7 protein-coding genes are annotated in these 12,624 nt (G+C 67.7%); 3 read left to right on the forward strand and 4 right to left on the reverse strand.

The annotated features are described in order from the left end of the window. Positions 1-7 precede the first annotated feature (7 nt). From EZ304_RS11130 to glyQ, 4 genes are all read right to left on the reverse strand, one after another. On the reverse strand, positions 8-3,868 hold the full coding sequence (locus EZ304_RS11130; RefSeq protein WP_142807080.1) for a translocation/assembly module TamB domain-containing protein: 3,861 nt from the start codon (positions 3,866-3,868) through the stop codon (positions 8-10). After that, positions 3,865-5,661 (reverse strand): autotransporter assembly complex protein TamA, encoded by a 1,797-nt coding sequence (locus EZ304_RS11135; protein WP_099554341.1) that lies wholly within the window; start codon positions 5,659-5,661, stop codon positions 3,865-3,867. The genes EZ304_RS11130 and EZ304_RS11135 overlap by 4 nt, the downstream gene beginning before the upstream one ends. Before the next feature lie 206 nt (positions 5,662-5,867). Further along, positions 5,868-7,943: a glycine--tRNA ligase subunit beta gene (gene glyS, locus EZ304_RS11140; RefSeq protein ID WP_142807081.1), complete on the reverse strand. Its 2,076-nt coding sequence runs from the start codon at positions 7,941-7,943 to the stop codon at positions 5,868-5,870. Positions 7,944-8,030: 87 nt separating this feature from the next. Continuing rightward, positions 8,031-8,942: a glycine--tRNA ligase subunit alpha gene (glyQ, locus tag EZ304_RS11145; RefSeq protein ID WP_006403404.1), complete on the reverse strand. Its 912-nt coding sequence runs from the start codon at positions 8,940-8,942 to the stop codon at positions 8,031-8,033. Between the two features lie 83 nt (positions 8,943-9,025). Between glyQ and EZ304_RS11150 the strand changes: the two genes are divergently transcribed. The 3 genes from EZ304_RS11150 to EZ304_RS11160 are packed head-to-tail and all read left to right on the forward strand — an operon-like array spanning position 9,026 to position 12,541. After that, positions 9,026-10,861 (forward strand): GspE/PulE family protein, encoded by a 1,836-nt coding sequence (locus tag EZ304_RS11150; protein ID WP_142807082.1) that lies wholly within the window; start codon positions 9,026-9,028, stop codon positions 10,859-10,861. Beyond that, positions 10,833-11,579: a glutamine amidotransferase gene (locus tag EZ304_RS11155; protein ID WP_033835362.1), complete on the forward strand. Its 747-nt coding sequence runs from the start codon at positions 10,833-10,835 to the stop codon at positions 11,577-11,579. The genes EZ304_RS11150 and EZ304_RS11155 overlap by 29 nt, the downstream gene beginning before the upstream one ends. Before the next feature lie 50 nt (positions 11,580-11,629). Beyond that, positions 11,630-12,541: a BPSS1780 family membrane protein gene (locus EZ304_RS11160; protein WP_110714191.1), complete on the forward strand. Its 912-nt coding sequence runs from the start codon at positions 11,630-11,632 to the stop codon at positions 12,539-12,541. Positions 12,542-12,624: the final 83 nt, after the last annotated feature.

Below are 12,624 nucleotides of genomic sequence, written 5' to 3' on the forward strand. Positions count from 1 at the left end.
CGGCGGGTTACTTCTCCCGCCGCCAGTTGATCGACCCACGGTTTTCCACCGTGCTCGATTCCACTTCCACGTCGAAGCCACGACGCAGCAGGTACTTCAGCGTGATCACCGAACCGGCACCGACCAGCGACACGCCGTAGCCGACGTACAGCTTCGGCGAGATGTACTTGCCGACGCCGATCACCGAACCACCCAGCGCGCGCGACTGGCTCACGCCGGCGTCGTCCAGGCCCAGCTTGGCACCCAGCTGCGAGGCCAGCAGGCCGCTGCCGGCCGACAGTGCCGCCGAGGCCGCGTTGACCTGCTGCGTCTGATCGCTGCTGGCCCCGGTCAGGCTGCGGCCCAGCACCAGGTAGGCCAGTGCTTCGGACTGCGACATCGCCGGATCGGACCACACGTCCGCACGCGGCTGCTGCGCACGCCCGGTCACGTCGATGCCGGCGGTGACATCACCGATCCGGCGCTCGGCACGGATGTTGATGCGCGGGTCGGACACCGCGTTGTAGTTCCAGGTGAGGTTGCCGCGGGTGATGGTCAGGTCCTGCCCATACGCCTTGTAGCGGCCACTCACTTCCAGGCCGCCATTGGCGGTCATCTCGCGGCCGGGCTTGGCCCAGACCTGCATCTTGCCGGTCAGCGCGCCCTTCAGGCCGAAGCCGGTCATCTTCACCTTGTCACCAAGGCTGACAACCAGCTCCATGTCCAACGGCGAGGTACGCGACTCTTCCGGATCAGCCGGGTCCAGCACCACCACGTCTTCGGACACCGAGGTGCCACGGTCCAGGCGCTCCAGATCGATGTCGGCCTCGGGCACGTGCACGGTACCGCGCAGTTCCATCGCCGCCTTGGCCAGGGTGAAGTCGAGGTTGGGGTTGGCGACGATGCGCAGCTCGCTGGTGTTGGACAGCAGCACGTTGTCGCCGTGGATCTTCAACTGCAGCGGCTGTGCATCACCGAACCAGGACAGGCCACCATCGACATACAGCGTGCCCTGGCCCGAGTTGGCCTGCGCGGTGATCTTGGCCGAACCGTCGGGCTGGGCCACGAAGCTGCCCTTGCCCTGGTCGAAGGTCAGGCCCAGCGCGGGGAATTCGCCCTTGAAGTTGCTCAACTGCGCGTCGCCGCCCAGCGACGGCTGGCCGCGCGTGCCGCGCAGGCTGACGTGGCCTTCGATCAGGCCGGTCGGGCGCACGATGTCCGGCGAGAACAGCTCCAGCCAGTACAGCCGCGACATGTTGAGATAGAGCTCGCCGTTCAATGGCGCGCTGGCTTCCCAGCCGGTCTGCATCCTGGCATCGACGAAGCCGTTGCCCTGGAAGCCCATGCCCAGATAGCCCTTGATGCTGGCCGGGGTCATGTCGAGCTTGAGCGAGAACTGGTCATAGCGCACCAGCTCGCCGCGGGTGGTGTCCCCCACGGTGTTGCGGTTCTCACCCAGGCGTACGCCGCCTTCCTTCGAGCGTACTTCCACATGGCCTTCCCAGGCATTGCCGCGCGGGCGGATCTGCGCGTCCAGGCTGACATCACCACGCAGGTAGATGCGGCGGCCGGACTGCGGCGGCAACCACGGCTGCACCAGCGCAAGCGGCAGTGCATCACTGCGCACCACTAGGCCCTCGCGCGGCCAGTTGGCCTGTGCGCAAAGTGTGCCGCTGCTGGCGGCAGCCAGGCAGGCTTCGCCCAGCGTGTAGTTGCTGCCGTTGATCGCGAACGCCGCCGGTGCACGCAACGACCAGGCATCGCCCTTCACCGGTGCGATGCGCAGCGCGGCCAGCTCGCCGCGCCACTGCGCGCCCTGCTGGCGGACGCTGCCCTGCAGCTCGATCGCGCCCATCTCGTTGCGGGTCTGCGCGGCCAGGCGCAGGTTGGAGACACTGCCCTGCGCATCCACGTTCAAGCGTTCCAGCAGCATGCCGGCATTGACCTGCTGGCCCTGGATCGCCAGCGTGCCGCTGTCGCCGCGCCACGGCAGGTGGCCCTTGATGCTCACGCTCTCGGCGCCGTAGCCGTCCCAGTTGAGGTTGTTGCCGACCAGGTCGGCGGTGATGTCCGGCGCATCGCGCGGGCCCTTCACCTGTACCTGCCCACGCAGGCCGCCATCGGCGCCCGGCAGCAGATCGCTCAGCTGCAGTGGCTCGAAGCGCGCATCGATGTCGAGGCGATCACCGACCTTGCCCGAAGCGGTCACCCGGCTGCTGCCCAGCGACAGCTTCAGGTCACCCTGGCCCTGCGCGCCCTGCAGCGCGAACTTGCCCTGCGCATCGAGATTGCGCTGGCGCAGCACGCCCTTCAGCGAGGGCAGATCGACGGTGGCTTCCAGCGTGCCGGCGGTGCCCGGCGGCGCGTTTGCCGGCGGCGGCAGCTGGCGGCCCTTGGAGGCCAGGTTGCCGGACAGGCGGCCATTCCAGCCCGGCACGAAATAGCCGGGGTCGAAGTCCTTCAGCGTGGCCTTGGCATCCCAGTCCAGCTGCGGTGCCCACGCCACCTGGCCTTCCACCTGCAGCTGGCCACCCGGCGTCTGCGCCTGCAGCTGGTGGATCGACGCGGCCTGATCGTTGCCGCGCACGTCGAAGTGCAGCTGCGCCTTCTGCGCATCGCGCTCGACCTCGGCACGGCCGATCGCGGCCCAGGCCTTCAGGGTACCGGCCAGGCCGAAGCGCGCTTCCTTCAAGGTGACCGGCACCGGTGCACTGCCGGCGGTGTTCGGGTCCGCCGCTGGCACGTAGGTCAGATCATGTGCGACCACCGAGAAGTTGAGCTTCTGCTGGTCTTCCTGGCTGAAATCGGCGGTACCTTCCAGTCGCGCCTCACCGCCAAGGCCCTTCACCAGCAGCGGTGAGACGTTCAGCACCTGGTCCTTCAGCGACACCACCGACGGTGCCAGTTCCAGTTCCTGATCGCCCTGCTTCACCTTGCCACGCAGGTTGGCGTTGCCGCCCTTGCCGGCGGCGGTGAAGTCCAGTGCCAGCGGCGCGATCGCCGAGCTGGCCAGTGCCGGCGACAGCAGCGCCAGATCCAGCTCGTCACTGCGGATGCTGGCGCTCCAGCTCGGATCCGTGCGGCCATCGAACACCAGCATCGCGTGCAGCGGCTTCGGCGCGCGCCCGGCTACGGCCACTTCCATGTGCGACAGGTCACCACGGGCGACCAGACCGACGGTGGCGGCCGTGCGGCCACGCGGCGCCGGCAGCACGGCAGTGACGGTCACGTCGGTGTCGTAGTCCTTGGCCGGGATATAGCGGCCCTGGGCGGTGAAATTGCCCATGTCGCTGTCCACCACCAGTTTGTGCGCCTGGAACTCGCCGTTGGCGATCTCGATGCCACCGCGCACACGGCTGATGTCGATCACTGGCTCGTTGGCCTGGCTGATGCGGAAGCCATCGATGGCGATGGCATCGGCCTGGATCGCCAACGGCATTTCGATCTGCGGCAGCGAATCCGGCCACGACGGCAGCTTGAACGGCTCGTCACTCTTGGCCAGGTTCAGCGTCGCGTTGGTCAGCTCCAGCTTGTCCAGCAGCAGCTTGCGGCCCAGCAGCGGGCGCAGGTCCGGCTCCAGGTGCGCGCGTTCTGCATGGAAATGGATGTCGTCGTAGCGGAAGTCGACGTTGTACAGGGTCAGCGGGCCGGCCACCGGGCCTTCCACCTTGTCCCAGGTGAAGCTGGCGCCCACCGGCAGCCGTGCCACCACCTGTGCCAGCAGCACGTCACGGCCGGCCACGGTCTGCAGCAGCCAATACACCGCCAGCAGGGCCAGCAGCACCAGGCCCAGCACGCCCACACCGGACCAGGCCCAGAAGCGGCGGCGGCGGTAGAAGCGCACGCGCGGCGGCGTGGTCGGGTTCGGAGCGGGTGCGGGCGTACTCACAGGTCCGCTCCGATGTTGAGGTACAGCTGGAACTGCGAATCCGGGTTGTTCAGGCCATGCGCGATATCCACGCGCACCGGGCCCACCGGCGATTTCCAGCGCACGCCGAAGCCGACGCCGGTGTGCAGATCAATGGTGTTGTCGAAGGCGCTGCCGGTATCGACGAACACCGCCGCACCCCAGGGGCCACCATTGAAGTAGTGCTCGTACTCGGCCGAGCCGATCACCAGGTTCTTGGCGCCCAGCGCGTACTTGTCCGGTGCCGGGGTCCGCGGGCCCACCTCGCGATAGGCATAGCCGCGGATGCTGCGGTCGCCACCGGCGAAGTAGCGCAGGCTCGGTGGCATCGCCACCAGGTCGCTGGTCCAGGTGGTGCCGCCCTCACCACGCAGGATCAGGCGGTTGCTTTCACCCACCGGGATGTACCAGCGCAGCACGGCATTGGCCTGCACGAAGCTGGTGTCCGAACCGGCGCCTTCGACACCGGCGCGCATCGTCGCGGTACCGCTGATGCCCTTGCGCGGGAACAGCTCGTCATCGACGTTGACGTAGTCGGCCACCAGCTGCGGGTAGACCAGTGTCGAGGTGTTGTAGACCGCGTCGGTGAATTCGGTGCCGGAGGCATAGCGCCAGCGCTCGCGCAGCGCGTTGATCGAAGCGATCGCGGTCCAGTGTTCGTTGATCTCGCCGCTGCGGCTGGCGATCAGCTTGAAGTTCCGCAGGTCGATGTAGTCGGTCTGCTCGTCGTAGGCGCTGGCAGCGAAGGTGTACCAGCCATCAAGCCAGTTGAAGGCCGGAATGCGGTAGCTGGTGACCAGGCTCTTGCGCTTCTGCGCATAGTCCAGCTGCGTGTTCATCTTGTGGCCGCGGTTGTTCAGCCACCGCCGTTCGATGCCACCGCGCACACCCGGGCCACTCTCGCTGCCGTAGCTCAGACCCGCGGTATAGATGGTGCGCTTGGCACGGGTCAGCTTCACATCCACCGGCACTTCGCCGTTCGCATCGGCCTGGTCGGGCCGTGGCTGGATGTCGATCACGCTGAAGTAGTCCAGCTTGGTCAGCGACTCGCGCAGCCGGTCCAGCTTGCCCTCGTGGAAGTAGCTGCCCTGTTCCCAATACACCAGCGGGTCGAACAGCTTGTCGACGAAGTAATCCTGCTCGAAACGCACCGGCCCCATGTTGTAGCGGCGGCCGCTGTCCCAGGTCAGGTCGATGTCGGCCGCGTTGTCGGCACGGGTGATCTGCACCTGGCGCTGGGTGTAGTCGGCATCGAAATAGCCACGTTCGGCCAGGCGACGGGTGACGGTGATCTTGCTGGCTTCGTACTGCGTGTGCTCGAAACGCTGGCCCTTGCGCGGCTTGAACGCGGCCAGGTCGTCCTGCAGGTACTGGTCGTACATCGCCGGCCCGGTGATGTCGATGTGCTCGCGGCGGACGGTGACCGGGGTGCCCTTGTCGACATGGATCAGCACGCGCACGTGCTCGTCCTCGCGCGGCGCCTCGACCTTGATCACCGGGTTGTAGTATCCGAACGGTTCCAGTGCCTGGCGGGTCTGCCGCTCGGCCTGTGACAGCAGGTACTCCAGGCGCGATTCGCCCTGTTCCTTGCCGATCGTGTCGTACAACGACAGCGATTCCTGGATGTTCTCGATGATTGCGGCGTCGTCGCCCTTGTCCAATCCCTTGATGTCCACCTTGTCGATGGTGCCGCGCGCGTGGGCCACGGAGGTGGCGGCCAGCGACAGGACCATCAGCGGCAGGGCGTATTTCTTTGGCTGCATGCGGCACAGCATACCGACCGGAGGTGACGATGCGAAATGCATCACGTCATTGGGGATCGGTTGTTAAGTGGCGGTCAAAATACGCGCCCTTGTGGCGATCGTCGTGATCGCAGCCGAGGATGCCGGCATCGTGCGCGATACCGGCGATGACCCCGATGGACATCCACCGACGGTGATCCGGTAGTGCCGGCCAGCGGCCGGCACTACCGATACCGGCGTCAGCTCGACAGATGCTCGATCGCTGCCACCTTGCCCAGGCGCTCGCCCAGCATCGTCAGCAGCGCCAGGCGGTTGCCACGCAGCGCCGGATCCTCGGCATTGACCATCACGCCATCGAAGAAGGCGTCCACCTGCGGGCGCAGGCGGGCCAGGCGTGCCAGCACGGCCACGTAATCCTTCTGGTGCAGGCTGGCGCCGGTGTCGTCGATGGCCGCAGTGACCGCCTCAGCCAGCGCGCGCTCGGCATCTTCCTGCAGCAGTGCCGGGTCGATCTGGGCCGGAATGTCGCCCTCGGCCTTGCGCAGGATATTGCGGATGCGCTTGTTGGCCGCTGCCAGCGCCTCGGCTTCCGGCAGCGCGGCGAAGGTGCCGATCGCATCCAGGCGGCGGTCGAAGTCGTACAGCGAAGCCGGCTTCAGCTCGGCCACCGCGTTGAAGTGCGTGGCCGGCACGCCCTTGTCAGCGTAGTAGCCCTTCAGGCGGTCGAGGATGAAGTCGTACAGTTCACCGACGTCGGCCTGCACGTTGCGCGCGGCCAGGCCGGCGTTGGCACTGGCCAGCAACGCGCGCAGGTCCAGCTCGAAGCCGCTTTCGATGATCGTGCGGGCCAGGCCCAGCGCGTTGCGGCGCAGGGCGAACGGGTCCTTGTTGCCGGTCGGCTTCAGGCCTGCGGCGAAGCCACCGGCGAGGGTATCCACGCGTTCAGCAATCGCCAGCACCTTGCCCAGCGGCGACAGCGCGATGTCGTCACCGCCGAAGCGCGGCTGGTAGGCCTCGTCGATGGCCAGCGCCACCTCCTGCGATTCACCACCGGTCACGGCGTAGTGGCGGCCGGCGATGCCCTGCAGTTCCGGGAATTCGTTGACCATGCGCGACTGCAGGTCGTTCTTGGCCAGCTCGGCAGCACGCTTGGCCTGTGCGGCGTCGGCGCCGACCTGGGGTGCGATCACTTCGGCCAGGGCGGCCACGCGTGCCACCTTGTCGGCCACGCTGCCCAGCTTGGCCTGGTAGGTCACCGTCTTCAGGCCCTCGCCCATCGATACCAGGCCCTGCTTCAGGTCCTCGTCGAAGAAGAACTTGGCATCGGCGAAGCGCGGGCGGATCACGCGCTCGTAGCCCTTGGCCACTTCGGCCACGTCCTTCGATTCGATGTTGGCGATGCCGATGAACTGCTCGGTCAGCTTGCCGCTGTCATCCAGCACCGGGAAGAATTTCTGGTTGATCTCCATCGTCTCGATCAGCGCTTCCTGCGGCACGGCCAGGAACGCACGCTCGAAGCTGCACAGCACCGCCGACGGCCACTCGACCAGGTTGACCACCTGCTCCAGGTTGTCCTCGGTGATGCGGGCGCTGCCGCCGACCTTGGCCGCAGCGGCCTCGACTTCGGCGACGATGCGCGCGCGGCGCTCGCTCGGGTCGACCAGCACGAACGCGGCGCGCAGGGCTTCAACGTAGTCCTGCGGCTGTGCCAGCGACACGGCCTGGTCGTGGTGGAAGCGATGGCCACGGCTGACGCGGCCGGCCTGCAGGCCGAACAGCTCGGCTTCGACCACGTTGGCACCGTGCAGCAGCACCAGCCAGTGCGCCGGGCGCGCAAAGCCCCAGGCGTGGTCGCCCCAGCGCATCGGCTTGGGAATCGGCATCGCCGCGATCGCCTCGCGCAGGATCTCCGGCAGCAGGCTGGCGGTGCTCGCGCCCGGGGTCACCGCACGGTGCACGAAGCGCTCACCCTTGTTGTCGGTGGTCTTTTCCAGCGCGGTCCAGTCGATCCCGGCCTTGGCGGCAAAACCCTGCAACGCCTTGGTCGGCTGGCCTTCGGCGTCCAGCGCGATGTTCAGGTACGGGCCCAGCACTTCGCTGTGCTGCTCCGGCTGTTCCAGGCCGACGCCCGGCAGCAGCACGGCCAGCCGGCGCGGGGTCGACAGCGGGCGTGCATCACCCAGTTCCAGCGCGACGCCGCGCTTGCGCAGGCCTTCGACAACACCGTCGAAGAACGCCTGGGCCAGGCCCGGCAGCGCCTTGACCGGCAGCTCCTCGGTGCCCAGTTCGATCAGCAGGGGGGACAGTTGGCTCATCGGTTCGATCCTGTGGTGGGGGCGCAGCGCGCAACGCGTCCGGCGCCCCGGGTAGTTGATGAAAAGCGGGTCGGTGCGGGAGGGCCGTCAGGCCTTCTTCGCACCCGGGAAGCCCAGCTTCTCGCGCTGCTCGTAGTAGGCCTTGGCCACCGCCTGGGCCAGCGCGCGCACGCGCAGGATGTAGCGCTGGCGCTCGGTCACGCTGATCGCGCGGCGCGCATCGAGCAGGTTGAAGGTGTGGCTGGCCTTCATCACCTGCTCGTAGGCCGGCAGCGGCAGGTTCACTTCCACCAGCTTCTGCGCTTCACGCTCGCAGGCGTCGAAACGGTGGAACATTTCTTCCACGTCGGCGTATTCGAAGTTGTAGGTGCTCTGCTCCACCTCGTTCTGGTGGTAGACGTCACCGTAGGTCACCGGCTGGCCGTCCGGGCCATAGGTCCAGACCAGGTCGTAGACGTTGTCGCAGTTCTGCAGGTACATGCACAGGCGCTCGAGACCATAGGTGATCTCGCCCAGCACCGGGCGGCACTCCAGGCCACCGGCCTGCTGGAAGTAGGTGAACTGGGTCACCTCCATACCGTTGAGCCAGACTTCCCAGCCCAGGCCCCAGGCGCCCAGCGTCGGCGACTCCCAGTTGTCCTCGACGAAGCGCAGGTCGTGCACCAGCGGATCGATGCCCAGCGCCTTCAGCGAATCCAGGTACAGCTGCTGGATGTTGTCCGGCGCCGGCTTCATCGCCACCTGGTACTGGTAGTAGCGCTGCAGGCGGTTCGGGTTCTCGCCGTAGCGGCCGTCGGTCGGGCGGCGCGAGGGCTGCACGTAGGCCGCGTTCCAGCTTTCCGGACCGATCGCGCGCAGGAAGGTGGCCGGGTGGAAGGTACCGGCGCCCACCTCCAGGTCGAGCGGCTGGATGAGCACGCAGCCCTGCTGGGCCCAGAACTGGTTCAGGGTCTGGATCAGGCCCTGGAAGGTGATCGGAACGGTCGGGGTCGCGGACATGCGTACGAGTCTTGGCCGGCAAGGGGGTGCGTTAGTATAACGGCCGACCTGCGGGGCATTCCGTACCCGGGAGGAGCAGGCAGATGGAACATCGGCTGCCGGTGGGCACGCCCGGCGAGCGAGGCGGCACCACGCTGCCGTGGGGCCGCCTGCAGTTCGAGCAGATTGCCGCAGCCCTGGTCGCCGATGACCTGGTGGCCGAGCAGGACCGCGAGCGCATGCGGTTTTCCGCACAGGGCGCGCGCAATGCCAGTGAAGTGCACCCGCTGGTGCTGCTGTCCAACCTCAAGCTGGCCGCCACCGGCGGTGGCGAGCTGACCCTGGAACGCCTCACCGAGTGGCTGGCCCAGCGTACCGGCAGCCGCTACCTGCGCATCGACCCGACCCGGGTGGACGTCGCTGCGGTCACCGCGCTGGTGTCGCATGCCTACGCCCGCCGCCACCGCTTCCTGCCATTGGCGGTGGATGCCGAGCGCGTGCTGGTAGCCACCAGCGAGCCGCTGGTGCAGGAATGGCGTCGTGACCTGCAGCACCTGACCCGCCGCCGCATCGAGCTGGCGGTGGTCAATCCGCTGGACCTGCACCGCTACACCATGGAGTTCTACGGGGTGACCCGTTCGGTGCGCGGCGCCCGTGGCGACGTGCGCGGCGAGGCCAGCACCACCCTGCCCAGCTTCGAGCAGCTGGTGGAGCTGGGCCGCACCGGCGACGTCAATGCCGACGACCAGCACATCGTGCACATCGTCGACTGGCTGCTGCAGTACGCCTACGAACAGCGCGCCTCGGACATCCACCTGGAGCCACGCCGCGAGATGGGGCGCATGCGCTTCCGCATCGACGGCGTGCTGCACAAGGTGTTCGAGGTACCGCCGGCAGTGATGACCGCGGTGGTCAGCCGCATCAAGGTGCTGGGCCGCATGGACCTGGCCGAGCGCCGGCGCCCGCAGGACGGCCGCATCAAGACCCGTTCGCCAGGCGGCCGCGAGGTCGAGATGCGCCTGTCGACCATGCCCACCGCCTTCGGCGAGAAGTGCGTGATGCGCATCTTCGACCCGGATGCCGCGTTCAAGAGCATCGACCAGCTCGGCTTCAGCCCACAGGAGGCGGCCGGCTGGAATGCGCTGGTCGAACGCCCGCACGGCATCGTGCTGGTGACCGGCCCGACCGGCTCGGGCAAGACCACCACCCTGTACTCCACGCTGAAGCGGCTGGCCACGCCGGATGTGAACGTGTGCACGGTGGAGGACCCGATCGAGATGATCGCGCCCGAGTTCAACCAGATGCAGGTGCAGACCAACATCGACCTGGACTTCGCCAGCGGCGTGCGCACCCTGCTGCGGCAGGACCCGGACATCATCATGATCGGCGAGATCCGCGACCTGGAAACCGCGCAGATGGCGGTGCAGGCCTCGCTGACCGGCCACCTGGTGCTGTCCACCCTGCACACCAACGACGCGCCATCGGCGGTCACCCGCCTGCTCGACCTGGGTGTGCCGCATTACCTGCTGGCCAGTACCCTCAACGGCATCCTCGCCCAGCGCCTGGTCCGCACGCTGTGCCCGCACTGCAAGCAGCCGCACAGCCTCGGCGCGGCCGATTGGGCGGTGCTGGCTGATAGCCATGCCGCATATCCAGATGCCGCCACGCCCTGTCGGCCGGTCGGTTGCCTGGAGTGCCGGCGCACCGGATTCCTCGGCCGCATCGGGCTGTATGAGTTGCTGCCATTGGGCTCGCGGCTGCGCGGGCAGATCCGCGCCGACATGGATCTGGCCGGTTTCAGCCGTGCCGCACGGGCTGAAGGGCTGCGAACCCTGCGCCAGGCCGGGCTTGAAAAGGTGGCGCACGGGCTGACTACAATCGAGGAAGTCCTGTCAGTCCTGCCGCCCCCGGATGAACCCAGCCCCGTTCCTGATCCTTGAAACCGGCCGCCCGGTACCGTCGCTGCGCCGCTACGGGCGCTTTCCGCACTGGATCCGCGTCGCCGCCGGGCTGGAAGAACACGAGACCGTGGTGGTCGATGTCGAGCACGGTGGCGCTCTGCCCGATCCGCACGCCTTCGCCGGCGTGCTGGTGACCGGCTCGGCCGCCTTCGTCACCGACCATGCCGACTGGAGCGAGCGCAGCGCCGCGTGGCTGCGCCAGACCGCCCACGACGACCTGCCAGTGTTCGGCATCTGCTACGGCCATCAGCTGCTGGCGCACGCGCTGGGGGGCGAGGTGGCCTACAACCCGGCCGGCCGTGAGTCCGGCACGATCGAACTGGAACTGCAGCCGCAGGCCGCGCAGGACCCGCTGTTCCAAGGCCTGCCGCAGCATTTCGCCGCCCATGCCACCCACCTGCAGACCGTGCTGCGTGCACCCGATGGCGCCGAGGTGCTGGCACGCTCACCGCTGGACGGCTGCCACGCCTTCCGCTGGGGCCGCCAGGCCTGGGGCGTGCAGTTCCATCCGGAATTCGCCACCCACCACATGCGCGGCTACGTGCGCGCCCGCGCCGACTGCATCGGTCGCCACGGTGGCTGTGCCCGCAGCATCGAACGTGCGGTCAGCGCCGCGCCGCTGGCCCGCCAGCTGTTGCGCCGCTTCGTCCGCCAGGCGCGGCTGTCTTCAGCCCAGCCGGCGGCAAAACAGGGATAATCGGCGGCACGGGCAGCCGCCCGGCCCCCTCCTGTCCTTCCCGGATGTCCATGAAAGAGATTCGCAAGCTGCCGGCTTCGGCGGGCGCCCAGTGGTTGCTGGATACGTTCTCGCTGTACCGGCGTGCGCCGCTGCAGCTGGCCCGGATCGGCCTGACCTGGCTGCTGGTGAGCTGGGTGGTCACGCTGTTGTCGACGCTGATTCCCGGCGCCGCCGGCATGGCCGTGCAGCTGATGACGCTGGCCATCTCACCGATCATGTTCGGCGGCATGCTGTATGCCGTGGGCGAGATCGACGAAGGCCGCCCGGGCCTGGCCTCGCACCTGCTGCAACCGATCCGCGACCACCGCGTCAGCCACCTGCTGGTGCCGCTGGCGATCCAGGTGCTGGCGGTACTGCTGCTGGGCGCACTGCTGTTCATGATGATCGGCCGCGAGGGCTTCACCGCCTTCAGCGAGGTCATGACCAAGATGGAAGAGATCAGCCGCAGTGGCCAGCAGATCAAGCCGGACGATGCCGCCGCGCTGGTCGCCAACCTGCCGGCCAAGCGCATCGCGCTGTGGATGCTGCTGGTGTTCCTGAGCGCGGTAGCACTGTCGCTGGCGATGTTCACCCAGCCGGCGCTGGTGGTGTTCGACAAGCAGAGCGGCATGCATGCGCTGCGCCTGAGCCTGCAGGGCTGCATCGAGAACATCGGCGCGATGTTCGTGTTCGCCGTACTCGGCCTGATCGCCGCGTTCTGCATGTACATCCTGTTCGTGATCGTGATCCAGATCGCGATGCTGATCGGTGGCCCGCTGGCCGCAGCCTTCATCGCCCAGCTGGTGCTGACCACGGTGCTGATGCCGCTGTATGTCGGCGCGGTCTACGCCGCCTGGAAGCAGATGTTCGTGCATCGCGGCAGCCGCGCGGCGCCGCCGATTCCGACCACGCCGACCTCGAGCGACGTGTTCCACGCCTGACCAGAACGCAGGTAGATCCACGCCATGCGTGGATAGAAAAGGGGACGGAGGGGATTAAGTCGTTAGCCGCACAGTGGCACAAA

Source organism: Stenotrophomonas maltophilia, assembly GCF_006974125.1.
Classification (GTDB): domain Bacteria; phylum Pseudomonadota; class Gammaproteobacteria; order Xanthomonadales; family Xanthomonadaceae; genus Stenotrophomonas; species Stenotrophomonas maltophilia_O.